Source organism: Vibrio sp. 2033 (assembly GCF_033339735.1).
This window is the reverse complement of the sequence record NZ_JAWOVC010000010.1, coordinates 1-26313: the sequence shown is the minus strand read 5'-3', so window position 1 is coordinate 26313 and position 26313 is coordinate 1. Positions and strand designations below refer to the sequence as shown.

Genomic DNA, 26313 nt, shown 5'->3' with positions numbered 1-26313 from the left:
GTAATACCAATTTTAAGTTGGTGCAGAAATTAACATAATTAAAACGCCACTGTCCAGCCGAAAATTGACCTAAATCATAGAACGAGCTTACTTCCAACACTCTGATAACAATCGACTGTTAAAACAGCAATAGAATTGGTATGACCAATTACATAAAGCATACAAATGGGAAGTCGACGTGCTAGCAGTTTTGGAAAAGAAATACAGAAAATGACAAAATTATCAGTCTATTTATTCACCAAAATGGCATGTACGAGCGTAAAAATGTAGTTAACTTTTAACAATCATTAATATTTCTGGTATCAAAAAAAGGCATACCTGATCGTATGCCTTATTTATTTCGCTTTTTTGAATTTACACTTTCGCTACAAATCAACGCTGTATAAGCAGTCTATATTTCACCCAATCAAAGCTTAGACCAGGATCGCTTTTTCTCAAGGGCGCAATATATTGATGACCGGTAATTCGTGGCGGGGTGATTTGAGGATAAGACTGCATAATCACCTCAGTGATCTCTGCAAGTGATTGATATTGCGCTTCTGTGTAGGCAGTAAATTCTGTCCCTTCAAGCTCGATACCAATGGAATAGTCATTACAACGCTCCCTGCCCGCGAAACTGGATTGACCGGCATGCCATGCTCTATCGAGAAAAGAAACAAATTGAACAACCTCGCCGTTTCTTTTAATCAAGCAATGTGCAGAAACGCCCATTTTGTGAATAACTTCAAAAAATGGATGTTCATTTGGGTCTAGCTTGCCAGTGAAGAAGTCCTCTATATATGGTCCACCAAACTGCCCAGGAGGCAAACTGATATTGTGTACCACCAGCAGAGAGATGTCGTTTACATCAGAGCGGGCATCAAAAAATGGTGACGGAACATGCTTTGCTTGTGTCAGCCAGCCATTCTCGATAATTGGGCGCATATCAACCTCTCTACTTTGCAAATTAACTGCTGAAATTATTGACACCGGAGAGTATCATTCGTTGCCATCTCCCTTTCAAGACAAGATTTGCGATGAAGAACACACACAACATTCAAGAACGCCTAGAATACCTTAAACAACAACTCCCTTTAGAGATCACTCGCTCTGTCGCTGATACCTTAAAAGAAGATCTAGGTGGCAGTGTCGACGCAGATAACGACATTACTGCATCTTTGATCCCTGCCGAGGCGGTTAATACCGCAACGATTATTACTCGTGAGCATGGTGTGTTCTGTGGTCAAGCATGGGCTGATGAAGTTTTTAAACAGCTCGGTGGCAAGGTCAGCATTGAATGGCACGTAAAGGACGGAGATAAAGTCGAACCTAACCAAACCCTTTGCACGCTGACAGGCCCTGCTCGCGACTTGTTAACTGGTGAGCGTAACGCAATGAATTTCATCCAAACGTTGTCTGGCTGCGCAACAGTTACCGCAGAGTACGCTGAAAAAATCGCGCATACTGAGTGTCGTCTACTAGACACACGCAAAACCATTCCTGGTCTGCGTAGCGCACTAAAATACGCCGTGACGTGTGGTGGTGGCTTTAACCATCGCATCGGCGTGTTCGACGCTTACCTCATTAAAGAAAACCACATTATTGCTTGTGGTGGCATCACTCAAGCCATCCAAAAAGCGAAAGAGCTTAACCCAGGCAAACCGGTAGAAGTAGAAACGGAAAGCTTAGAAGAGTTGAAACAAGCGATAGAGGCTGGTGCCGACATCATCATGCTCGATAACTTCACAAAAGAAATGATGCGTGAAGCCGTAGCGATTAACGCAGGTCGTGCCGCTTTAGAGAACTCCGGCAACATTACGCTAGAGACCATCGCAGAATACGCAGAAACCGGTGTCGATTACATTTCGGTAGGCGCGTTGACTAAGCATTTAAAAGCGATGGATCTTTCGATGCGCTTCAAATAATAAAAGCAACACAATCTCAATTACTTCAACTAACTCAGTGAGTTGTGAGTAACTCATCATTTAAAAGGGCCAATTGGCCCTTTCTTTTTATCCACTAAAAAAATAGTACTACTCGCAAAACTCTGCATGAGATATGCAACTTTTCACCAAAGAGTTTTATCTCACTCGAGAGCCCATCTCTTCCCCATTTTCAACCCACCTTAACTCTCCATAATCTTTCGCCAATGCAAGAGCATTATTAATTTTTAGGAAAGGGTTAAAAATGAAAAACAGTAAACAGAAAAAACAACAGGGTTTTACTCTGATTGAGTTAATGATTGTGGTGGCGATTATTGGCATCTTATCTGCTTTCGCAGTTCCTGCTTACCAAAATTATACTAAGAAAGCGACATTGTCAGAATTTCCAAAAGCAGCTGCGGCAGCCAAATTAGCAGTAGAATTATGTGCCCATGAGAATGCCTCAAATGAAACAACATTTATTAGTGAATGTGTAAAGGAAGAAAATGGAATTCCCGCTAAATTCGTTTTGAATAATATTGAAATTAGCGTTGTTAAAGCCACAGATGCTAGCGTTTCTGGTGCGATAGCAGTTATTGCAGCAGCTGATGAAGTTAAGGGACCTATTGCTAAAGGCGAGCAATATATCATGGCTGCATCATATAAAACTCAAGGCTTAGAGTGGGGGGCTTCATGTAAAGCTGGCGGTAAAGCACAAACAGACTACTGCCCAAACTAACTTAAATGTTGACCAACCTATCCACGGCTCTTCGCCAAAAAGGGTTACTGACGTTTTCCCAAGAAGAATCGTTAATAGAGCAAGTCAAAGCTTCTGGCATTTCGATGCCAGAGGCTTTACTCAGTTCTGGATTATTTACATCAAGCGAACTCGCTGAGCACTTAAGTTCTCTCTTTGGTTTAAATCAGCCCGAGTTATCTCAGTACGAGTATGCTTCGCTTTGTCAGCAACTTGGCCTTAGGGAATTAATCACGCGGCATAACGCACTCCCACTCCAGCGTACGTCTTCAACGTTATTACTCGCCGTTGCCGACCCCACCAACCAACAAGCAGAAGATGATTTTCGCTTTGCCACTGGTTTACAGGTTGAATTGGTCTTGGGGGATTTTAGTCAACTCAGCGCGGCAATTCGACGCTTGTATGGTCGTTCATTGAGTCATGAGAAGTCCGGGTTAAAAGAGATCAACCAAGAAGAGTTAGCCAATCTGGTTGACGTGGGCGCAGATGAAATCGACAACATTGAAGACTTGAGCCAAGATGAGTCTCCTGTTAGCCGTTACATCAACCAAATTCTGTTGGACGCTGTGCGCAAAGGCGCATCCGATATCCACTTTGAGCCTTATGAAAAGATGTACCGCGTGCGCCTACGCTGTGATGGCATCTTAATTGAAACACAGCAGCCACCAAGCCACTTAAGTCGCCGCTTATCCGCTCGTATCAAAATCCTCTCTAAACTTGATATTGCAGAGCGACGTTTACCACAAGATGGGCGTATTAAGCTCAAGTTGAATCAAAACACCGCAATTGATATGCGTGTATCCACGCTACCGACTCTATTCGGAGAGAAAATTGTACTACGACTGCTCGACAGCAGCTCTGCGTCATTGGATATCGACAAGCTTGGTTATAGCGAACAACAAAAACAATTGTACTTGGATGCGCTGCGTCGCCCACAAGGCATGATTCTGATGACAGGCCCAACAGGGAGCGGAAAAACCGTTTCTTTGTACACCGGGCTGAGTATCCTCAATAAACCAGAAATCAACATTTCTACGGCAGAAGACCCAGTAGAAATTAACTTATCGGGCATTAACCAAGTTCAAGTCCAGCCTAAGATTGGTTTTGGTTTTGCCGAAGCACTGCGCTCTTTCTTACGTCAAGACCCCGATGTGGTAATGGTCGGTGAGATTCGTGACTTAGACACTGCAGAAATCGCCATCAAAGCCTCGCAAACTGGTCACTTAGTACTTTCAACCTTGCATACCAACTCTGCGGCTGAAACGGTTATTCGTTTATCAAACATGGGCGTAGAAAGCTTTAACTTGGCCTCATCCCTTAGTTTGATTATTGCCCAGCGCTTGGCCCGTAAACTGTGCTCGCACTGTAAACAATCACAAGAGCTTACCGTTCAGCTACAACACCTTGGAATTCAAGCAAGCGACAACATTTTTAAAGCCAATCCCGATGGATGTAATGAGTGTACCCATGGTTATTCCGGCCGAACGGGGATTTATGAAGTGATGCGCTTTGATGAATTTCTTTCCGAAGCGCTTATTAAAGGCGCCTCGGTACATGAACTAGAAAAACTCGCCATCGCAAATGGTATGAGCACGTTACAAATGTCGGGCATAGAAAAACTCAAACAAGGGATCACAAGTTTTAGTGAACTACAGCGCGTACTTTATTTTTAATCCTTTAATCAGCAGTCACCTCTATGAAAAGCACTACACCACAACTTAAAAACTTCCGCTGGAAAGGCATCAACAGTTCAGGCAAAAAGACGTCTGGACAAACCCTCGCGATGACAGAAATTGAAGTACGCGAACGCCTAAACGCACAGCATATCAAGATCAAGAAGTTAAAGAAAAGCAGTATCTCGTTTCTCACTAAACTCAGCCATCGCGTAAAAGGCAGAGACATCACGGTGTTTACCCGTCAAATTTCGACGATGTTGATAACCGGTGTCCCCTTAGTTCAGGCTTTAAAATTGGTATCAGAAAATCACAAAAAAGCAGAGATGAAATCCATTTTGATGAGCGTAACACGCGCCGTCGAAGCGGGTACGCCTATGTCAAAAGCCATGCGCACTGCAAGTGAACACTTTGACCCACTCTATACCGACCTTATCGCAACAGGTGAGCAATCCGGTAACTTAGCAGAAGTGTTCGAGCGCTTAGCCACCTACCGAGAAAAAAATGAGCAGCTTCGTGCGAAAGTGATCAAAGCACTGATCTACCCAGCCATGGTAGTTCTAGTAGCGTTAGGCGTGTCGTTTATCATGCTCACCAAAGTCATTCCCGAGTTTGAAAAAATGTTTGTTGGTTTTGGTGCTGACTTACCGTGGTTTACCAGGCAAGTATTAGATCTTTCCGCCTGGACACAAAACTGGAGTCCGTTTATCGCACTAGGCTCCATTAGTTTATTCATCTCGGCGAGAATCCTCTCTAAGCGTTCAGATTCTTTTCGCTTAATGCTCAACCGCTCTGTGCTTAAATTTCCTGTTCTGGGCCCTGTATTATCAAAAGCCGCTATCGCCAAATTTAGTCGAACACTCGCCACAAGCTTTACAGCGGGTATTCCAATTCTAACCAGTTTAAAAACCACATCAAAAACCTCAGGAAACTTACACTATCAACTCGCTATAGAAGAAGTTTACCGTGATACCGCCGCAGGTATGCCAATGTATGTTGCCATGCGTAATTGTAATGTGTTCCCTGAATTGGTGTTACAAATGGTTATGATCGGTGAAGAGTCTGGTCGACTTGACGATATGCTCAATAAAGTTGCAACGATCTACGAGTTTGAAGTCGACAACACCGTCGACAACCTTAGTAAAATTCTAGAGCCACTAATTATCGTTTTTTTAGGTATCGTTGTTGGCGGATTAGTGACAGCAATGTACTTGCCAATCTTTAACTTAATGAGTGTATTGGGCTAGAATGAGCTGTTAACTCCTTTAAAACAGCACTTGCTGATTTCACTCATCGCTCAAGAGACAAATATGGAAGTATTCCAGTACTACCCTTGGCTATTCGTTGTGTTTGCCACCATCTTCGGTCTGATCGTGGGTAGCTTCCTCAATGTGGTTATTTATCGACTACCTAAAATCATGGAACTAGAATGGCGACGCGAATGTGCCGAGTCATTTCCTGAATACAAAATAGAACCTCCTAAAGAAGTGCTGACCTTGAGCGTCCCACGCTCCTCCTGCCAGAAATGCGCAACACCGATACGTATTCGCGACAACATTCCTGTGATTAGCTGGCTGCTTTTAAAAGGCAAATGCCACAACTGTCAGACAGCCATTAGCGCACGCTATCCACTGATTGAACTGCTCACTGCGTTCTGCTCAGGCTTTGTCGCTTACCACTTTGGTTTTAGTTACTTTACCGTTGCCCTACTCTTTTTCACTTTTATCTTAATCGCCGCAACATTTATCGATCTCGATACTATGTTGTTACCTGACCAATTAACATTACCATTAACTTGGGCTGGCATTGCCTTAGCATTAGTCGAAATAAGTCCTGTTACTCTACAAGATTCTGTCATTGGTGCTATTGCTGGTTACCTATGTCTCTGGTCCGTTTACTGGGGCTTTAAGTTACTTACTGGTAAAGAAGGAATGGGGTATGGTGATTTTAAACTACTAGCGGCACTAGGAGCTTGGCTAGGTTGGCAGTCACTGCCGATGATCATTCTACTTTCTTCTGTGGTTGGCATCGTATTTGGCATCATTCAACTACGCTTGCAAAAGCAGGGAATTGAAAAAGCTTTCCCTTTCGGTCCTTACTTAGCAATTGCTGGTTGGATAAGCTTAATTTGGGGCGACCAGATTTTAAACTGGTACTTTACTTCAGTTCTAGGAGTGTAAATGGCTTTGGTTATTGGTTTAACAGGTGGTATCGCTAGTGGAAAAACAACCGTCGCGAATCTGTTCAAACAACAATTTAAAATCGATATCGTCGATGCCGACATTGTAGCAAGAGAAGTTGTCGAACCAGGTACTCCCGGCCTAAACGCGATTATTGAACATTTTGGTCACGATATCGTTCGTGAAGACCAAACTTTAGATCGCGCAAAGCTGAGAGAAAAAATCTTTTCGAATTCAGATGAAAAAGCATGGCTCAACGCACTGTTGCACCCGATAATTCGTGAAAAGATGATCGAAGATTTGCAGCAAGTCACTTCAGAGTATGCGTTACTTGTGGTGCCGTTGCTCGTAGAAAACAAGCTAGATAGTTTGTGTGATCGCGTTCTTGTCGTCGATGTAGAACCGAATACACAGATATCTCGCACGATGAAACGAGACAATGTGAGTGAAGATCAAGTTCGCGCCATCCTTGCCTCTCAAGCATCAAGAGAGCAAAGGCTCGCGCTTGCAGACGATGTGGTTAAGAATAATCCAAGTGACCCTGATCTTTTGCTTCAAATCACAGATTTGCACGAAAAGTACCTAGCCATGTGTAAGAAAAATCTGCGAAAATAGGAACGAAACTCACAAAGGCTTATGTCGATGACCACGCACAAATTTGAACATCCGTTAAATGAGAAAACTCGTATTTATCTAAGAGTGGAGTCTCTGCTGCGTCAGGCTCACTTGGCCTCTGGGTTTAGCGAAAATCATCAGTATCAACTGTTTTTCCGTGCGTTATTCGATATGGTTGAGATCTTCGAACAAATCCAACTGAAAAGTGAACTGGCTAAAGATCTTGAGAAGCAACGGCTGTCGTACCGCCATTGGCTAAATGTTGATGGTGTCGATCAAGACGCATTAAATACCCTACTACAAGAGATAGATGTCGTTCATAGCCAACTAATGGGTGCTGAACGTTTTGGCCAAGCATTAAAAGAAGATCGCTTCCTAAGCTCTATCCGCCAACGCTTTAATCTACCGGGTGGTTCATGCTGTTTTGATCTGCCAGCATTACACTACTGGCTTCATCTACCTATTGAACGTAAAAAGCGTGATGCACAACAGTGGCAAGCAAGCTTAAAGCCCTTATCTGATGCGCTTTCGTTATGGTTAAAGCTCACTAGAGAGACCGGACATTTCAAAGCTCAAATCGGTCGTGCAGGTTTCTTCCAAAGCGACGCTGATGAAGCCAACATTCTAAGACTTCATATCCCAATGGAATATGGCGTTTATCCTATGATTTCAGGTCATAAAAATCGCTTTGCGATCAAGTTCATGTCGTTTGAAAACGGTCAAGCGTGCACACAAGATATTGAATTTGAACTTGCTGTGTGCAGCTAAGACGACACTACGCCTCGCCTCCATAATCTAAAATTCAACGCTTTATTGCGCTTATATTTGATAAAATTTCGTAGCAGCAATAGCGCGTTGAATAAGCCATCTTTAATTCGTTTAGGTATACTACCCTTTAACACCAATTAGTAATGGGACGCTCAACTATGTCTAAAGTTACCATCGTTCAATGCCCACAATGTGGCGCCGACGTAGAATGGGGAGAACAAAGTCCTCATCGCCCTTTCTGCAGTAAACAATGCCAAATGATTGACTTTGGTGAATGGGCAGATGAAGAAAACACCATCCCAGGCGCACCCGATATGTCCGATAGTGATGGCTGGTCTGAAGACCAGTATTAAATTGAGACCTAGGGTAAAGGAATACCCTAGGTTCCTTCTTGGGGAATCTGAATCACGCTCCTTCGTCGCTGTCCAGAATGACGAATTTTAACCACGGTACCCTGTAATCTTTGGCTATCAATTCCCGTCATTCAGAGGAGCCATAGCGAAATCAAGAACCTACTCATAGCAAGAATACTGTTGGACAACTGAAACACTAGCATTCTCAGCGAGTAGATTTTTAACCACGCTCCTTCGTCGCTATCCAGAATGACGATTTTTAACCACGGTACTCTATAATCTTTGACCATCATTTCCTGTCATTCCGAGGAGCCATAACGGCATCAGGAATCTACTCATAGCAAGGATGAAGCTAACAACTTAAACAATTGCATGCTCGACTAGTAGATTCTGAATCACGCTCCTTCGTCGCTGTCCAGAATGACGAATTTTAACCACGGTACTCTGTAATCTTTGACCATCATTTCCTGTCATTCCGAGGAGCCATAGCGACATTAAGAATCTACTAACAGCAAGGATGAAGCTAACAACTTAAACACTTACATTCTCAACTAGTAGATTCTGAATCACGCTCCTTCGTCGCTATCCAGAATGACGAATTTTAACCACAGTACCCAGTAATATTTGATCATTGTTTCCCGTCATTCCGAGGAGCCATAGCGACATCAGGAATCTATTCACAACAAGACAGAGGCGTGGAGTGTACGTCAGTGCATGAGCATCGACAGTGCAGGTCGGGTGAAAAGAAACGAACAAGCTAATTACACAAATAAAAAAACGGAGCCCTAAAAGGACTCCGTTTAAGATGAGAACGCTAGTTATAGCATTACTTCTTAGCAAGTTTCTCTTTGATACGAGCAGACTTACCAGAACGCTCACGTAGGTAGTACAACTTGGCACGACGTACTGCACCACGGCGTTTAACTTCGATGCTATCAACGATTGGAGAGTGTGTTTGGAACGTACGCTCAACACCTTCACCGTTAGAGATCTTACGTACAGTGAAAGCAGAGTGTAGACCACGGTTACGGATTGCGATTACAACGCCTTCGAAAGCCTGTAGACGCTCACGGTCACCTTCTTTTACCTTAACTTGAACTACAACAGTGTCACCTGGTGCAAATTTAGGTAGGTCTGATTTCATTTGCTCTTCTTCAAGAGCTTTGATGATGTTACTCATTTTTTAAATTCCTAGAATAAACTGATACTAAATAAATTAGGTTACTTTGCGTTATGTTCTTTAATGGCTTTATGCTCATTAACAAACTCAGCAAGTAATTGTTCCTGTTCGTCAGTCAGAGCTAGGTTTTCCAGGAGCTCTGGTCTTCTTAGCCAAGTACGGCCCAACGACTGCTTGAGTCGCCATTGACGAATGTCCTTGTGATTGCCTGACATCAGTACAGCTGGTACCTCTTTGTCATCCAATACTTCTGGACGCGTATAGTGAGGGCAATCTAACAAGCCATTTGCAAAAGAGTCTTCTTCTGCTGACGCGAAATCCCCTAGTACACCCGGAACAAACCGAGAGACAGAGTCGATTAACGTCATGGCTGGTATCTCACCACCCGTCATCACAAAATCACCAATCGACCATTCTTCGTCGACTTCAGATTGAATGATGCGCTCATCTACCCCTTCATAACGACCACAAATCAGAAGCAAGTTCTCATTCGTTGCCAGTTCTTCCACTCCTTTCTGGTCGAGCTTGCGACCTTGAGGAGAAAGGTAGATGACTTTCGTCTTGCCCGGTGAGGCTGCTTTCGCGGTATGAATGGCATCGCGCAAAGGCTGAACCATCATTAACATACCAGGGCCACCACCGTAAGGTCGGTCATCGACTGTGCGATGTTTGTCGTGAGTGAAATCTCTAGGATTCCAAGTCTCAATCGACAAAAGACCTTTTTTAACCGCTTGACCTGTTACTCCAAAATCAGTAACAGAACGGAACATTTCTGGAAAAAGGCTAATAACGCCAACCCACATGTTTATCTCGCTCTGTAATTTTGGAGATTAGAATCCAGGATCCCAGTCAACTTCGATCCGTTGAGCTTCGCGATCAACATTAATGATCACTTGCTCTTCAAGGAACGGGATTAATCGTTCCTTCTGCCCGAAAGCATCTTTAAGATTTGCTTTAACAACCAGAACATCGTTTGAGCCAGTTTCTAGCATGTCAGTAACGACACCTAGATCGTAACCTTTAGTAGTTACAACTTGCATCCCAAACAATTCGCGCCAGTAGAACTCATCTTCTGACAATTCAGGAAGTACCGCAGGGTCAATAGCAATTTCAAAGTTCGTCATTAGATGCGCGTCTTCACGAACATCCATGCCTTCCAGCTTAGCCACCATACCTTTGTTATGGCGCTTCCAGCTTTCTACTTTGTACTCAACCCACTTGCCCTTTTGGTTAATGTACCAAGGGCTGTAATCGAAAATGCTTTCAGCATTGTCTGTGTAGGAAAAAACCTTAAGCCAACCACGAATGCCGTAAGTAGCACCAAACTTGCCTACAACAATCTTTTCGTTGCTCATTGTTTCTTTACCTTTCATCGACATAAACTAGTTTCTACTTTTCAAGTAAAAAATTAAGCCGCTTTTTGAGCGTCTTTAACTAGCTTAGCAACACGGTCAGATACTGACGCGCCTTGACCAACCCAGTGGTTAACGCGGTCTAGGTCTAGACGTAGACCTTCTTCTTGACCTTTAGCAGTTGGGTTGAAGAAACCAACTTTCTCGATGAAACGGCCAGTTGCAGCGTTGCGGCTGTCCGCTACTACGATTTGATAAAATGGACGCTTTTTAGCGCCGTGACGTGCCAAACGAATGGTTACCATGTCGTCCTCTTTGCTTTCTCAAAAATAAAATTAACCCCAAAAACCATTCAAGAAATTAAACAGTTTGGGGTCTCGTGCCAAAATAAAGCTCCGGAATTTTACTCTTCTCCCGGAGCAATGCAAGGAGTTTAGTTACTTTTTCACCAACATAAATTGAATTTAAAGTTTGTGACGTACCTAACACCCTGAATCTATGCGTGATCGATTAATTAACGACCAAATGGGTTGAAGCCACCGCCACCACCCATGCCGCCCATCATGCCTTGCATGTTGCGCATCATGCCTTTCATGCCACCTTTTTGCATCTTTTTCATCATTTTCTGCATTTGGGTGAACTGTTTTAGTAAGCGGTTTACATCTTGAACCTGCACACCAGAACCAGCCGCGATACGCTTCTTGCGCGAGCCCTTGATAATTTCTGGGCGTTGACGTTCTTTCATTGTCATGGAGCTGATGATCGCTTCCATCTGTTTGAACATCTTGTCATCGACTTTATCTTTCACATTGTCTGGTAGCTGGGACATTCCTGGAAGCTTATCCATCATCCCCATCATGCCGCCCATGTTTTGCATCTGGCCTAGCTGTTCACGGAAATCTTCAAGGTCGAAACCTTTCTTCTCTTTGAACTTCTTCGCTAACTTTTCTGCCTTTTCTTGGTCAACGTTGCGTTGTAGGTCTTCAATCAAAGACAGAACGTCACCCATGCCAAGAATACGTGAAGCAACACGATCTGGGTGGAACGGTTCTAGCGCGTCAGTTTTTTCACCGACACCCAAGAATTTGATTGGTTTGCCCGTGACATGGCGTACTGAAAGTGCCGCACCACCACGAGCATCACCATCAACCTTAGTTAGAACTACACCAGTAAGAGGTAGCGCATCGCCAAAGGCTTTTGCTGTATTTGCTGCGTCTTGACCCGTCATGGCGTCAACAACAAATAGCGTTTCTACTGGGTTGATAGCTGCGTGAAGATCTTTGATCTCCCCCATCATCTCTTCATCAATTGCCAAACGACCTGCGGTATCGACAATAAGTACGTCGTAGAATTTTTTCTTCGCATGGTCAATTGCTGCATTGGCGATATCAATAGGCTTTTGGTCTGGTGATGATGGGAAGAAGTCAACACCGATGTCTGATGCCAGTGTTTCAAGCTGCTTGATTGCCGCAGGACGGTAAACGTCGGCAGACACAACCAAGACTTTCTTCTTGTCACGTTCTTTTAGAAGCTTAGATAACTTACCTACCGATGTGGTTTTACCCGCACCTTGTAGACCAGCCATAAGAAGCACTGCAGGTGGTTGAGCAGCAAGGTTTAGCGCCTCATTCGACTCACCCATTACGGCTTCAAGTTCTGTTTGAACGATCTTGATAAATTCCTGACCTGGAGTCAGAGATTTAGAAACTTCTACGCCCACCGCTTTTTCTTTAACGCGGTTCACAAATTCACGAACGACCGGAAGCGCAACGTCAGCTTCAAGTAGAGCCATTCGGACTTCACGTAGGGTTTCTTTAATGTTGTCTTCGGTCAGACGACCTTTACCACTGATATTTTTCAGCGTTTTGGATAATCGATCCGTTAAATTCTCAAACATCTTTGTCTCTTCGCTAAAATGGCGATTAATTAGTGTGAGTATACATTAGCCAAGGTCTGAGTCATACCCGTACCGCTGTCCTATTCTTGTCTCTATTTATATATGGTGCGGTAACTTATTAATTTCAATATCTCATCTCTCACGATTGATGTCGGATATATCGTAGCCCCAAAGTGTAATGCAAGGTATAATTTCTCCATCGTGCACAATAATATTTAGGATTCATGGATAGCTTAATAGCCATCGCGGCCGCCATACTTTATGTCTTGGCGATTGCGACCATCATACCCGGACTCTCACAACAGTCAGGAATCAAAGCAAAAACAGTGTTTGCTAGTGCTGCCTGTGCGCTTGTTTTTCATGCGTGGATTTTGAGTGATCTGATTTTTGATGGTTCAGGTCAAAACCTGAGTATTCTCAACGTGGCTTCTTTGATCAGTTTTATTATTTCTCTGGTCATGAGCCTTGCTATGTTGAAAAACCGACTGTGGTTTTTATTGCCTGTCGTTTATAGCTTTGCTGCCATCAATTTATCTGCTGCCACATTTTTGCCAAGCACGTTTATAAAGCACCTAGAGAATGACCCTAAGCTACTCATTCATATTTCATTTGCGCTCTTCTCATACGCGACTTTAACTATCGGGGCACTCTATGCGCTTCAGTTGGCTTGGCTGGATCACAAACTGAAAGCAAAAAAATCTTTGGCGATTAACCCAAACCTGCCGCCTCTATTAATGGTGGAGCGTCAACTCTTCAAAATTATTTTGATCGGTAACTTATTGTTAACTGCCACGCTCATTACTGGCTTTGTCTTTGTGCAGGATATGTTTGCCCAAGGTAAGGCACATAAGGGCATTCTTTCTTTCATCGCTTGGGTGGTGTACTCAATACTGCTTTGGGGTCACTATCAAAAAGGCTGGCGTGGTAGAAAAGTCACATGGTTCGCTGTTGCAGGAGCAACACTGTTAACTCTGGCATATTTTGGCAGTCGCTTTGTAAAAGAAATCATCTTGAATTAAGGAGCTCTAGGGCTCCTATCCTTTATATTTTAGGCTAGATAAAATACAGTACGCCTTAACTCTTTGACTTAACGGACTTACTCAACCGTTATATAACCCAATACTTACAAGGAACAGCAACGTTTTGGACGACATCTCTACGGGTATCTTGTTTGCGCTACTCGCGTGTCTTATCGTCATATCAGGTTACTTTTCCGGTTCAGAAACAGGGATGATGTCTCTGAATCGTTATCGCTTAAAACACTTAGCCAAAAACGGGCATAAGGGTGCTAAGCGAGTCGAAAGACTATTAGACCGTCCAGATCGTTTGATTGGTCTTATTCTTATCGGCAACAACCTCGTTAATATTCTCGCGTCCGCGATCGCGACCATTATTGGTATGCGTTTGTATGGTGATTTAGGTGTCGCTATCGCAACCGGTGCACTAACTATGGTTGTATTGGTTTTTGCCGAGGTTACCCCTAAAACAATTGCAGCGCTTTACCCTGAACGTGTGTCCTACGCGAGCAGTATATTATTGACCATACTGATGAAGTTACTGTCGCCTTTAGTGATGCTTGTTAACTTTATTACGAATGGCTTTATCCGCTTACTTGGTGTGAGAGCGGATCACTCAGCAGAAGATCATCTTAGCTCCGATGAGCTGCGTACGGTGGTAAATGAAGCTGGCGGTTTGATCCCTCGTCGACACCAAGACATGCTAGTGTCTATTTTAGATCTTGAGCACGTCACCGTGAACGACATTATGGTCCCACGCAATGAAATTACCGGTATTGATATTAACGACGACTGGAAATCCATTGTTCGCCAGCTAACACACTCACCACATGGGCGCATAGTTTTCTATCGTGACCAAATTGATGAAGTGGTTGGCATGCTGCGCTTGCGCGAGGCTTATCGTCTGATGTTGGAAAAGAACGAATTCAACAAAGAAACGCTATTACGTGCTGCTGATGAGGTCTATTACATCCCAGAAGGCACACCACTGAACGTGCAAATGTTGAAATTCCAACGTAACAAGCAACGTATCGGTCTGATCGTGGATGAGTACGGTGATATCATCGGTCTAATTACTCTTGAAGATATTCTGGAAGAGATCATTGGTGAGTTCACGACGTCAATTTCTCCAAGCCTCTCTGATGAGATCAGTCCTCAAGGTGACGGAAGCTTCCTTATTGAAGGCAGCACCAATATTCGAGATATTAACAAAGGCCTGAAATGGGATTTACCAACGGATGGCCCAAGAACATTAAACGGCCTTATTTTGGAGCACCTGGAAGATATTCCAGAGAGCCATTTAAGCGTGAGAGTGGCTGGTCATCCAATGGAGCTTGTTGAGATTGAAGAAAACCGCATCAAGCTCGTTCGTGTTTATCCGAAGAAGAAAAAATCGACATCCAAATAAACAAAAGAAAAGCCTGACTCATGTCAGGCTTTTTTACTTATTGGGGCAATATGCTTCTTAATGAGCACCTAGTCGATGCGCAACTCTTTTAACATCGACTCAGGCAAAGCAAGTTCATCATTTTTGTTCACCGAAACACCAGCATCCAAAATGTTCTTTGCGATCTGTTGTGCTTCTTTTAAAGAGTGCATTGCTGCCGTGCCGCATTGGTATTCGTTAAGTTCAGGGATCTTATTCTGACTTTCTACCTTCAGCACGTCTTCCATTGCTGCAATCCAAGCATCTGCGACTTGCTGCTCTGATGGTGTGCCAATCAGACTCATGTAAAAACCTGTGCGGCAACCCATAGGCGAAATATCGATGATCTCAACAGAATCACCGTTTAGGTGATTACGCATAAAGCCTGCATAAAGGTGCTCTAGGGTGTGAATACCTTTTTCAGAAAGAATGTCTTTGTTTGGCGCAGTAAAGCGTAAGTCGAAAACAGTAATCGTATCCCCTTTTGGGGTCTGCATGGTTTTCGCCACTCGCACTGCCGGTGCATTCATACGAGTGTGGTCCACGGTAAAACTATCGAGTAAAGGCATTACATCTCTCCTGATTGTAACTCCAGTACCTTTCGGTAATGGATAAATGTCATTCATCCCTACAGCACATGAACTGACTGTGGGCTAAAAGAACCAGCTGCTGTTGTCTTCTAATTCCTGACGACATTGCTTCAGCTGCCAGCCATAAGTTTTCGCTGTTTGTTCAACACGTCGAGCGACTTTGATTAAACTAGGCTTTCGATTATAAGTACCTCGCTTATACCCACCTCGCCCTTCATGATAAGCCAGATACTGGTTATAGGGATCCCATAATGAAATCCCTAGCTGACGCCGTGTTTCATGAGTATACCAACCGACAAACATCATAGAATCATCGAAGTTGGTACGAGAGCCACCCTGACCTGTGGCATCTTGGAAGTCTTCCCAAGCAGGGTCTTGAGCTTGAGCGTAACCATACGCACTGCTGACTCGTCCCCAAGGAATAAACCCTAGCAAATAATCTTTAGGTGGTTTTGCATCGTGCCGAAAGCTGCTTTCTTGTTTAATGATGGCCATAGCGACATGAATAGGGGTCCCCCATTCATCTTCCATATCTTTGGCATCATCGTACCAACCGGATTTCTCTCGGAATATCTCGCATAAGTTATTCTGCTGCTTTGGCGGTGCCGTAGCACAACCTGCAAGTAACACGCTTCCAAGTACCGCTACTACTGACGACTTAATGTTCAACCGCACCAATCCTTAGTTAGTCATTACTGCTTCAGGTAAGCAAAGTAATCTTCCAAAAAATCATCAAAAGAAAGCGTGTCACTCTGCTCTGCTTGCTTTTGTTTTTCCACGGACGACGCTACTTCCGTTTCCATCGTATCTTGTGAATAGTACTGATAACCGTGAGCTAGGTTTTCATCACGGTACTTCATACCAAGAGTACAACCAACTTTACCTAGCCCACCCAGCTCTTTCGTTAGCTCTAATAGTTGACCAGAGATCGTTAGTTCTGGGTTATCAATCCATGTCTCGAGTTGATTACACACATCTTGGTATGCACTGCCACCAGCGGTCATATCCATTTGCTGTGCTATTTGACGTAACTCGACGAAAACTCGGTGTGCCCAATCTTGTAGAGATAGACGCTCACCTTGGCAACCAATTTGCAGCATTAGACCTTTTTCACGGCCTGAAACAATGACTTTATTCCAGTTATCGCGCCAACACTCTAATTCACAGTTATCCATAGGGTCTGAGTCTGACAAGGCCGCCCAGGTAAGGAAGAGATCCAAGAATCGTACTTGCTCTTCATTTAAGCCCACTGCGCTGAATGGGTTAACATCTAGAGAACGAACTTCAATGTATTCGACACCACCGCGTCGTAACGCATCTGAAGGCTTCTCACCACTTTTCGATACACGTTTTGGACGAATCGGAGCGTACAGTTCATTCTCAATTTGTAAGATATTGGAATTAAGCTGGCGGTATTCACCATCCACTTTTACCCCAATTTTCGCAAACTCTTCTGATGGGTGGCGAATCGCATCACTCAAACCATCGAGGTATTGGTCAATGCTGTTAAAACCAATTTTCAGCACACTTTGCGCACTATTGGTATAGCCAAGATCGCTCAAACGCAAAGACGTCGACTTCGGCAAATATAATGTCCCGCCAATCTTCTCGAATGGCAGATCGGTTTCACGACCTTGAATAAAAGAGCCACATAACGCTGGTGATGCACCAAAGAAGTAGGGAATCATCCAGCCAAAGCGGTAGTAATTACGGATCAACGCAAAGTACGCATCAGACTTAGCATCTTGGCGGGCTTGTTCATCTTGCTCGCCATAGAGCGCATCCCAAAATGTTTCAGGAAACGAGAAGTTAAAATGGACACCTGAAATAATTTGCATCAGGCTGCCATAGCGACGCTTTAGGCCTTCTCGGTACAGCGTTTTCATTTTCGCTGCATTCGAAGAGCCATACTGGGCTAACTGAATATCATCCTCTGAGCCCACGTAGCAAGGCATTGATAGTGGCCACATTTTCTCTTCACCCATTTTGGTTTGAGTGAAATGATGGATATCTTTCAGCTGTGCCATCAGTTCTGGAATTTCATGTGACACAGGCGTAATGAACTCTAACAATGATTCCGAAAAATCCGTTGTGATCCATTGATTTGTGAACGCAGAGCCTAACCCTTCAGGATGAGGAGTTGTAGCTAGATGTCCATCCTGACGATAGCGCAAAGTTTCTCGCTCAACACCGCGTCCAAACTGCTTAAATACTTCGGGGTTTGATGCAACTTTTTTTAGTCGCGCAGCAAAATCAGTCAAAATGAGGTTCGCTTATATTGGGAGCAGGACACTTGTTACATAACACAAGTGTAAGCTAAGTTATTGATAGTTAATGCATCTAGATAAATAACCCACGAAAAGTTGCTTATCTAGATGAATAGCGGAGAAACGTTTCTCCGCTATTAAATGTGTACTCTATCGAATGATTTCAAGCTCTTCTACGTCTTTCCCCAACTTTTCTAATTGAGGACGCAACGATTTAGCATCACCAACGACGATAATTTGATAGTCATTTGGATCAAACCATTTCTGAGCCAGCGCATTCAACGTCTGCTTATCGACTTTTTCTACGATAGCGTTTCTTTGCTGCAAGTAATCATGATCGAGGTTGTACTTAAGAATATCACTGATGAGCTCCGCTTTTTGTGTTGGCGTTTCATATTTCAGTGCATCTTTTTGACCGACCGCTTGACGCATAAATTTCATCTCTTCATCAGTAATACCTGACTGCGAGTATTCATTTAGCTCATTTTCCATCTCAATGATCGAAGCAACCGTTGCATCCGCTCGTACTTGCGCGGTGAAAACCACCGAGCCTGTTTCTGGATTACCAGAGAAGTAGCCGTAAGCACCGTATGTGTAACCCTTGTCTTCACGTAGATTTTGGTTAATGCGGCTATTGAAGTTCCCAGCTAAGTTGAAGTTTGCCAGTTGGCTTAGGTAAAAATCGCCCGTTGCGTCGTAAGGCATACCTTGACGAACCATCATGACCACACTTTGCGGCGCTCCTGGTTTATCAACAAGATGGATCTTTTGCTCACCTAATGCAGCAATGCTTTGCGGTGCATACAATGGCGCAGCTTCATCTTGCCAGTTTTTCCAGAACGTCAGTTGCTGCTCAATTTCCTGTTTATTGATGTCACCAACAACGACGATTTGCGCACTTTGTGGCGTGTAATGCTTCGAGTAGAATTCACGGACATCATCCAACGTTAATGCACTGACACCTGCTTGCGTGCCGTCTTTTGGTCGAGCAAAAACCGAATCCCCATAGAGCACCTGACGACTCGCTTGTGACGCCATCCAACTTGGATTTTGGTGCTCATATACCAGGCCTTCTAGCGCTTGCATTTTTACACGCTCGAAATCATCTTGATTAAATGCAGGAGACAGCAACATCTCTTCGACAATTTTTAACGTCGGCTCTAAGTTCTTTTCTAGAGCAGAAACACTGATGTTTGTTGTATAACCTGTGGCATTAACAGAGATAACACTACCTAGTTTATCAAGCTCAGCTTGAATCTCTTCGACACTGCGTTTCGTTGTACCTTCTTGCAACATCGCAGCGGTCAATTGGGCAAGACCTTCTTTACCCTTTTCAACAAAACGTGTCCCTGCAGGTAAACTAAATTGCATCATCACCGTCGGCGTTTCATCGCTAACTGCACCAAGCAGCTCTGAGCCATTCTTGAAATGTAACTCGTACAGCTCTGGCATCGTCGCTTTCACTGGTTCTCCTACTGGCGGTTGCACTGAGCGATCGAAGTTATCGGTCGCACGACGATACGCCAATTGGTCATCGGAAATCTTCTCATATTCTGGCAGCGTACGCTTTGGTGTCACAAAGGTCGCAGGTTTTACGACAAGGTCTGTTTTTCCTTTTGGGACCACGCTTAGGGTCACTTTGTTCTTACCTTGGATAAAGTCCGTATACGCTTTTTCTACCGAAGTCGGCGTAACTGCACGGATTTGTTCAAGCTGTTGCTCAAGACGATCAGGATCGCCGAAAAATGTCTCGTTGGAAGCCAACTGAGTCACTTTACCTTTAACGCTTTCTAGCGCAAAAATAGCATCCGCTTCCGCTTTACCCTTCAACTGCTCAAGGCGATCTTTTGTCACGCCTTTTTCCGCAAACTGATTCAGTGATTGTAAAAGCTCGTCGTACAGTTTTGATAGGTCGCCTTTGTCTCCAGAATCACCCATTGCGTAAACGTAAAAGTTACACGCCAGTTCAGCACAATCATGGAATGAACCAGCATCGACCGCTTTTTGAGTCTTCACTAGGTCTTGATAGAGCACGCTGTTGGTACCGCCACCCAATACTTCTGATAATGTATCGAGAGACGCTTGGCTTTCTTCGCCGTTGTAGGTTGTTGGCCACGCGATCATCACCATAGGTTGTTGAATACGATCTTCTAGAGTGATGTATTTATCTTCTTGCAGTTTTGCAGGTTGTTTCGGCGCATTTTCAACCTCAGGACCACGAGGAATCGAACCGAAGTACTTATTTACCCACTCTAGAGTTTGTTCAACGTCTAAGTCACCACCGATCGTGATAGTCGCATTGTTTGGGCCATACCAACGCAAGAAAAACGCTTTGAGATCGTTCACATCAACACGATCAAGATCTTCAACATAACCAATGGTTTGCCACGAATACGGATGACCTTCAGGATATAGCGCTTCGGACATGCGCTCCCAAATTAAGCCATAAGGACGATTATCGTAACGCTGAGCTCGCTCATTTTTTACAGTAGAACGCTGAATTTCAAATTTGCGTTGAGAAACCGCATCCAACAAAAAGCCCATACGGTCAGACTCTAACCACAGCATTTTCTCGAGCTGGTTAGCAGGGACAGTTTCAAAGTAGTTAGTACGATCGCGGTTTGTTGTACCATTTAACGTGCCGCCAGCCTCTGTGATGATTCTGAAGTGCTCTTGGTCACCAACGTTCTCTGAGCCTTGGAACATCATGTGCTCAAAGAAATGCGCAAAACCAGACTTACCCACTTCTTCACGAGCTGAACCAACATGGTAAGTCACATCCACATGGACCAATGGGTCAGAATCTTCAGGAGCTAAGATCACCGTTAAACCATTATCGAGTTTATACTTTTGGTATGGAATCTTAACTTTGCCTTCTTCAGCTTTCGATGACTCAACGAAAGTTACCCCTTTCGGCAGTGATGAAACTGGCGTATTTGATGCACAGCCCGTGATCACCAACAGTGAACACGCGCCAACCCAAAACATCTTCATGTACTTTCCTTAAAATAATCCGAGATAGATGGCCGCAAGTAAGCTATACCTAGCAGCCTTTCCTAAAAATATTAAAATCACGCAAGGCAGAAACTTCATTCTTAGCCACCCTGCGGCTAAACACAGCGGGTCTCCTATTACAGGTAACCAACTAAAAAATAACCCCCAATAGCCATACTTAGAGAGCCACTTTAATGCGGTATGACCGTGCTTTTCCTCTTGTGCTTTGTTGGGAATCCACAAGCCAAGCCAATAATTTGTTAAGCCACCAAGCGTATTACCGATAGTAGCGACCATAACAATTGAAGAAACGGAGTATTGATTTAATGAGAGAGTGGCAACTAAGCCCGCCTCAGAACCACCAGGCAACAACGTGGCACTGAGAAAACCGGTCATGAAAAGCACCCATAATGCTGAATCTGAAAACCAAAGCGCTAAACTTTCAAAACTCGTGTTAAATGCTTCTAGCATGTCATATCAAGCAACACCTTGCCTCTGGTTCTTCCTGATTCGACCTGCTGGTGAGCACCAATGACATCACTCATAGGATAAACCTGTTGAATTTCAGTCTTCAGTAAGCCAACGCCGACCATGTACAACAAGGTATCTAACTGCGCAGGGGCTGGTTCAACCAACATGCCACTAGCCTCAAAGCCTAGGAGTTTGGCTTTTTCACAAATCAGCTCAGCAGTTATGGTTGGAACGGTGATGACTCTCGCATTATCTTTCAGGCATTTAAGCGCATCTAACGCAGCATCTCCGCCTACTAAATCAATCAAAACATCAACATCTTCAACACGTTCTGACACTGGTGCAAATTGATAGTTCACTGCATGAGCACCGAGCGTCGCAAGGTAGTCTAAATTTCGTTCACTGCAGGTTGTAAAGACTTCCGCTTTCGTCGCGATCGCAATTTGTACCGCGAGGTGTCCAACACCACCGGCTCCAGCGAGGATAAGTACGCGATCGTTTTCCGTCACATTAGCCTTACTGAGAGCTTGTGCCGCAGTTTGTCCCGCCAACGGTAATGCAGCAGCTGCCTCCAAAGTTACGGAGCTAGGAACATGACTTAACTCAGTTTCTGGAACACATATGTATTGACTGTAACCACCGCCTCGAACTGGGAAACCAATAAATCCAGCCACCTCATCACCTTCATTAAAACGTGATGCCCCCTCTCCACAAGACATCACTTTTCCTGAGATGTCGTAACCTGGCACCCAAGGTAAATTATCCTTATTCTGCGCTGCTGCCCAACCGAGCCCAGCTCGAGCTTTGACATCAATAGGATTTACGCCTGAAAAAGCGACTTTTACTAAGACTTCACCAGGCTGTGGTGATGGTGTAGAAGCATGTTGAATCGCGAGTACGTTGGCATCACCAAACTCAGTGATAACGATCTGTTTGTGTTCCATAAACCATTCCCTGCAAGAAAACAAAAAGGGATGCGAAAGCATCCCTTTGACTATAAACCATTTTGTTAACCTAAGTTAATCGTGATTTTGTAAATTGGTTGATCATTCCATTTTCAATAATGTCTAACCAACAAGTGCTAACAATATACCAGCCGCAACGGCTGAACCCAGCACACCAGCAACGTTTGGTCCCATCGCATGCATTAACAAAAAGTTTTGCGGGTTAGCTTGTAAACCAACTTTGTTTACGACTCGCGCGGCCATTGGTACCGCAGAAACGCCAGCCGCACCAATAAGTGGGTTGATGTCTTCTTTCGAGAACTTGTTAAGCAGTTTCGCCATCAGGACGCCCGCACCAGTACCGATACTAAATGCAACTGCGCCTAACCCCAAGATACCTAACGTTTCTAGGTTCAAGAACTGCTCAGCTTGCAGCTTAGAACCAACACCAAGACCTAAAAAGATAGTCACTATGTTGATCAATTCATTTTGAGCAGTTTTCGATAAACGATCGACCACACCAGCTTCACGCATCAAGTTACCCAAACAGAACATACCAACCAATGGCGTAGCTGAAGGTAAGAACAGAATCGTCATCAGTAATACAGCAAGCGGGAAGATGACTTTCTCCCATTTACCAACATGACGAAGCTGAGCCATCTTGATTTGACGCTCTTCCTTGGTTGTCAGTGCTTTCATGATTGGTGGCTGGATGATCGGCACCAATGCCATATAGCTGTATGCCGCGACTGCAATCGCACCTAGCAGATCTGGAGAGAGCTTACTCGCTAAGAAAATCGCTGTTGGCCCATCAGCACCACCGATGATCGCGATAGACGAAGCATCTGCCATGGAGAACTCCATGCCAGGTACATAGTTGAGCAAAATAGCGCCAAACAGTGTTGCAAAAATACCAAACTGCGCAGCCGCACCTAACCACAACGTTTTTGGGTTTGCGATCAAAGCACCAAAGTCAGTCATCGCGCCCACACCCATGAAGATCAATAGCGGGAACACACCCGATTCAATCCCAATGTAGTAAACGTAGTAGAGCAAGCCACCAGGCTCAGTAAAGCCAGCATTTGGAATATTCGCCAAAATAGCACCGAAACCAATCGGCAATAACAGTAAAGGTTCAAATCCTTTTTTAATTGCCAAAAACAGCAAGGTACAACCAACCAGCATCATACAGATTTGGCCGAACTCGAAGTTAGCGATCCCTGTTTCTGCCCAAAGGGTTAACAATCCGTCCATGATACTCCCTTACGCCAGGCTCAACAGAGGCGCACCTACTGTGACAGCATCGCCTTCTTTAACGTTCAGCTCTTGAACCACACCACCACGCGCCGCTCGTACTTCAGTTTCCATTTTCATCGCTTCAAGGATGAGCAATACATCGCCTTCAGCTACCTCAGCACCAGGTTGAACATTCACTTTGAAGATGTTACCTGCAAGAGGAGCAGGTACCGCTTCTGCTGAAGCATTAGAAGGTGCGCTAGGTGTAGCCGATTTTGCCGGTGCATTAGAAGGAGCAACAGATGTCAGTTCACCTTGAGGGCCAACTTCCACCTCATACACCTGCCCGTCAACACGTACACTATAAGTTTCTACACCACCAGTTGCTGGTTGAGCTACAGGTACAGCAGGCTTCGCAGCTTCTAGCGTTGGTGCAGGCTCAAATGCTTCTGGGTTTTCACGATTCTTAAGGAACTTAAGCCCAACTTGAGGGAAAAGTGCATAAGTGAGTACGTCATCAACACGCTCACTTGCTAGCTTAATGCCTTCTGATTTCGCTTTCTCCATCAGATCAACCGTAAGCGTCTCCATTTCAGGCTCAAGTAAATCGGCAGGACGACAGGTAATTGGCTCTTTACCATCAAGCACTTTCGCTTGCAGTTCTGCATTTAACTCGGCTGGCGCTTGACCGTACTCACCTTTCAATAGGCCAGCGGTTTCCTTGGTAATACTCTTGTAGCGCTCGCCAGTAAGAACGTTAATCACCGCTTGCGTACCGACGATCTGTGAAGTTGGAGTCACCAATGGAATGAAACCAAGATCTTCACGTACACGAGGGATCTCTTCTAATACTTCATCAATGCGATCCGCAGCACCCTGCTCTTTCAACTGGCCTTCCATATTGGTCAGCATACCACCAGGCACTTGAGCAATCAGGATGCGTGAATCGACTCCTTTTAACTGGCCTTCCCACTTCGCATACTTCTTACGTACCTCACGGAAATATGCGGCGATAGATTCCAGTTGCTCGAGTTTCAAATTGGTATCTCGCTCGGTGCCTTCTAGCATAGCGACTACCGTTTCAGTCGGTGTATGACCGTAAGTACAACTCATTGAAGAAATCGCAGTATCGAGAATATCAATACCGGCTTCTACTGCTTTTACCGCTGTTGCTGTAGACAGCCCCGTTGTTGCATGACAATGAAGTGCCAATGGCACATCACAAGACGCTTTGATACGCGTGATAAGCTCTTCCGCTTCATAAGGCTTAAGTAAGCCAGACATATCTTTAATACACAGCGAGTGACAACCTAAATCCTCTAGGCGTTTTGCCAAGTCAACCCAAGTGTCTGCGTTATGCACTGGGCTCGTAGTGTAAGACAACGTACCTTGAGCATGCGCACCAACATCAACCGTTGCTTTAACGGCTTTCTGGAAGTTTCGCACGTCATTCATTGCATCAAAAATACGGAATACATCCATGCCGTTAGCATGCGCGCGTTCAACAAACTTCTCTACTACGTCGTCGGCATAATGGCGGTATCCTAAAAGGTTTTGACCACGCAGTAGCATTTGCATTGGTGTATTAGGCATCGCTTTTTTTAGTTCACGTAAACGCTCCCAAGGGTCTTCTCCTAAGAATCGAATACAAGAATCAAATGTTGCACCGCCCCAAGTCTCTAGAGACCAGTAACCAACCTTATCCAACTCAGCTGCGATAGGCAGCATATCCTCAATACGCATACGCGTAGCAAATAGTGATTGATGGGCATCACGAAGGACCACATCAGTAATAGCTAGTGGTTTAGACATGCTCTTAAACTCCTTTTTAATCCTAGTTCGGCTACTTCGCGAATGAGGCGCGATGTTTATGAATCGCAGCCGAGATCGCCGCCACTACTTGTGGACTAACAGCTGAAGAGGTTGATTGAATATTAGTGTTTGTTTTTGGTGCTGCGATCGGCTCTGGTACTTCTTCTGGTACCAATTTCGACATTAACCGAACGAGATAAACAAGAATAGTGAGGAAAATAAATACGACCGCCATCCCCGTTAGCATCAGGGTGGCCGCATCTACTAGCAGGCTTCCTATATTAGTCATGTTGCTTCCTTTCTTTGTCATCCTGACAACGTGCAGGACTTTAATAGTGTCAAATCCCGACCCATGGATTATCTCGATTGGTTAAATTTTGTCAATTTTGTTTAAGGAAGGTTTGTAGTAATCCTGATAAATGATTATTTATTCACTACCCAGATCACAGTTCATGACAAAATAATCACTTCAAATCGCTATCACCTTACGAACAGAGTAAAGGAGGACATAAATAAAAACTGCGATTTAGATTTCAAAATCAAATCGGGACTCACGAAGTAAAAACCAACAAAAACAAAAAGATGAACAAAATTAACAATCAATAAACAAATAACAAACAAAGTGACTACATGAGAGTAATTGAAATGAAAAATGGAAGTCAGTGTATAGGAGGGATAATCAGGATGATTTCACACGATGCGACAGAAGCTTGATAGCAAATTGCTTAGATACGCACATATTCGCTTTTAAAAAAGAGGAACATGGGCTCTAGTGATCCTACGCCATATTTCAGATGTCTAGATGTAAATTACCACCTTCTAAAGAAGGTGGCTTTGTGTGAGCCCCCTAAAAGGGGGCCTTTGTTTAGTCCAGCGCCAAT

General features: G+C 44.2%; 25 protein-coding genes. 10 read left to right on the top strand and 15 right to left on the bottom strand.

The genetic code is table 11. The features are described from left to right. Positions 1 to 372: 372 nt before the first annotated feature. Positions 373 to 924: a 1,6-anhydro-N-acetylmuramyl-L-alanine amidase AmpD gene (ampD, locus tag R7P74_RS14135; protein WP_005386614.1), complete on the bottom strand. Its 552-nt coding sequence runs from the start codon at positions 922 to 924 to the stop codon at positions 373 to 375. A 92-nt stretch (positions 925 to 1016) separates the two neighbouring features. Between ampD and nadC the strand changes: the two genes are divergently transcribed. From nadC to yacG, 8 genes are all read left to right on the top strand, one after another. Next, the gene (nadC, locus tag R7P74_RS14130; protein ID WP_047102656.1) at positions 1017 to 1904 is read left to right on the top strand and encodes a carboxylating nicotinate-nucleotide diphosphorylase; all 888 of its coding nucleotides are present in this window, start codon (positions 1017 to 1019) and stop codon (positions 1902 to 1904) included. A gap of 262 nt (positions 1905 to 2166) precedes the next feature. Further along, on the top strand, positions 2167 to 2640 hold the full coding sequence (locus R7P74_RS14125; RefSeq protein WP_065274839.1) for a pilin: 474 nt from the start codon (positions 2167 to 2169) through the stop codon (positions 2638 to 2640). Positions 2641 to 2645: 5 nt separating this feature from the next. Beyond that, a complete protein-coding gene (gene pilB / locus R7P74_RS14120) occupies positions 2646 to 4331 on the top strand; it encodes a type IV-A pilus assembly ATPase PilB (protein ID WP_318122923.1) in 1686 nt (561 codons plus the stop codon). 23 nt (positions 4332 to 4354) lie between these two features. Further along, on the top strand, positions 4355 to 5578 hold the full coding sequence (locus tag R7P74_RS14115) for a type II secretion system F family protein (RefSeq protein WP_062730449.1): 1224 nt from the start codon (positions 4355 to 4357) through the stop codon (positions 5576 to 5578). A gap of 63 nt (positions 5579 to 5641) precedes the next feature. Beyond that, positions 5642 to 6511 carry a prepilin peptidase gene (locus tag R7P74_RS14110; RefSeq protein ID WP_012841418.1) on the top strand — a complete coding sequence of 290 codons (870 nt, stop codon included), beginning with the start codon at positions 5642 to 5644 and terminating at the stop codon, positions 6509 to 6511. Beyond that, on the top strand, positions 6512 to 7126 hold the full coding sequence (gene coaE / locus R7P74_RS14105; RefSeq protein ID WP_017635920.1) for a dephospho-CoA kinase: 615 nt from the start codon (positions 6512 to 6514) through the stop codon (positions 7124 to 7126). A 27-nt stretch (positions 7127 to 7153) separates the two neighbouring features. Next, a complete protein-coding gene (gene zapD, locus R7P74_RS14100; protein WP_005373086.1) occupies positions 7154 to 7894 on the top strand; it encodes a cell division protein ZapD in 741 nt (246 codons plus the stop codon). A gap of 158 nt (positions 7895 to 8052) precedes the next feature. Then, a complete protein-coding gene (gene yacG, locus R7P74_RS14095; RefSeq protein ID WP_017635922.1) occupies positions 8053 to 8247 on the top strand; it encodes a DNA gyrase inhibitor YacG in 195 nt (64 codons plus the stop codon). 826 nt (positions 8248 to 9073) lie between these two features. Here the strand turns inward: yacG and rplS are convergent. From rplS to ffh, 5 genes are all read right to left on the bottom strand, one after another. Further along, complete coding sequence (rplS, locus tag R7P74_RS14090; RefSeq protein WP_005379971.1) at positions 9074 to 9427, bottom strand: 50S ribosomal protein L19; 354 nt, start codon at positions 9425 to 9427, stop codon at positions 9074 to 9076. A 41-nt stretch (positions 9428 to 9468) separates the two neighbouring features. Further along, complete coding sequence (gene trmD / locus R7P74_RS14085; RefSeq protein ID WP_005385420.1) at positions 9469 to 10230, bottom strand: tRNA (guanosine(37)-N1)-methyltransferase TrmD; 762 nt, start codon at positions 10228 to 10230, stop codon at positions 9469 to 9471. A gap of 27 nt (positions 10231 to 10257) precedes the next feature. Further along, on the bottom strand, positions 10258 to 10806 hold the full coding sequence (gene rimM / locus R7P74_RS14080; RefSeq protein ID WP_005379964.1) for a ribosome maturation factor RimM: 549 nt from the start codon (positions 10804 to 10806) through the stop codon (positions 10258 to 10260). Positions 10807 to 10835: 29 nt separating this feature from the next. After that, positions 10836 to 11084 carry a 30S ribosomal protein S16 gene (rpsP, locus tag R7P74_RS14075; protein ID WP_005379962.1) on the bottom strand — a complete coding sequence of 83 codons (249 nt, stop codon included), beginning with the start codon at positions 11082 to 11084 and terminating at the stop codon, positions 10836 to 10838. Positions 11085 to 11293: 209 nt separating this feature from the next. Next, positions 11294 to 12676: a signal recognition particle protein gene (gene ffh / locus R7P74_RS14070; RefSeq protein ID WP_005385423.1), complete on the bottom strand. Its 1383-nt coding sequence runs from the start codon at positions 12674 to 12676 to the stop codon at positions 11294 to 11296. Positions 12677 to 12900: 224 nt separating this feature from the next. Between ffh and R7P74_RS14065 the strand changes: the two genes are divergently transcribed. Next, on the top strand, positions 12901 to 13695 hold the full coding sequence (locus tag R7P74_RS14065) for a cytochrome C assembly family protein (protein WP_005379950.1): 795 nt from the start codon (positions 12901 to 12903) through the stop codon (positions 13693 to 13695). Positions 13696 to 13819: 124 nt separating this feature from the next. Then, positions 13820 to 15100, top strand: a complete 1281-nt coding sequence (locus tag R7P74_RS14060; protein WP_005379948.1) for an HlyC/CorC family transporter — start codon at positions 13820 to 13822, stop codon at positions 15098 to 15100. A gap of 68 nt (positions 15101 to 15168) precedes the next feature. Here R7P74_RS14060 and luxS read toward each other — a convergent pair whose 3' ends face one another. From luxS to R7P74_RS14015, 9 genes are all read right to left on the bottom strand, one after another. After that, positions 15169 to 15687, bottom strand: a complete 519-nt coding sequence (gene luxS / locus R7P74_RS14055; protein WP_017820391.1) for an S-ribosylhomocysteine lyase — start codon at positions 15685 to 15687, stop codon at positions 15169 to 15171. A gap of 84 nt (positions 15688 to 15771) precedes the next feature. Next, entirely contained in the window at positions 15772 to 16377 is a 606-nt protein-coding gene (locus tag R7P74_RS14050) for a transglycosylase SLT domain-containing protein (RefSeq protein WP_005379943.1), read from the bottom strand. 23 nt (positions 16378 to 16400) lie between these two features. Next, positions 16401 to 17969 carry a glutamate--cysteine ligase gene (gene gshA, locus R7P74_RS14045; protein WP_005385430.1) on the bottom strand — a complete coding sequence of 523 codons (1569 nt, stop codon included), beginning with the start codon at positions 17967 to 17969 and terminating at the stop codon, positions 16401 to 16403. A 156-nt stretch (positions 17970 to 18125) separates the two neighbouring features. Further along, positions 18126 to 20969 (bottom strand): M16 family metallopeptidase, encoded by a 2844-nt coding sequence (locus tag R7P74_RS14040; protein WP_262630382.1) that lies wholly within the window; start codon positions 20967 to 20969, stop codon positions 18126 to 18128. Between the two features lie 9 nt (positions 20970 to 20978). Continuing rightward, a complete protein-coding gene (locus R7P74_RS14035) occupies positions 20979 to 21440 on the bottom strand; it encodes a YqaA family protein (protein ID WP_005379938.1) in 462 nt (153 codons plus the stop codon). Beyond that, the gene (locus R7P74_RS14030; RefSeq protein WP_318122922.1) at positions 21434 to 22384 is read right to left on the bottom strand and encodes an NADP-dependent oxidoreductase; all 951 of its coding nucleotides are present in this window, start codon (positions 22382 to 22384) and stop codon (positions 21434 to 21436) included. Before R7P74_RS14030 ends, R7P74_RS14035 begins: the two co-directional genes overlap by 7 nt. A gap of 123 nt (positions 22385 to 22507) precedes the next feature. Further along, a complete protein-coding gene (locus tag R7P74_RS14025) occupies positions 22508 to 23638 on the bottom strand; it encodes a sodium ion-translocating decarboxylase subunit beta (protein ID WP_005379935.1) in 1131 nt (376 codons plus the stop codon). A gap of 9 nt (positions 23639 to 23647) precedes the next feature. Further along, a complete protein-coding gene (gene oadA / locus R7P74_RS14020) occupies positions 23648 to 25432 on the bottom strand; it encodes a sodium-extruding oxaloacetate decarboxylase subunit alpha (RefSeq protein ID WP_149192423.1) in 1785 nt (594 codons plus the stop codon). Positions 25433 to 25463: 31 nt separating this feature from the next. Next, complete coding sequence (locus R7P74_RS14015; RefSeq protein ID WP_005379932.1) at positions 25464 to 25721, bottom strand: oxaloacetate decarboxylase subunit gamma; 258 nt, start codon at positions 25719 to 25721, stop codon at positions 25464 to 25466. Positions 25722 to 26313 lie beyond the last annotated feature (592 nt).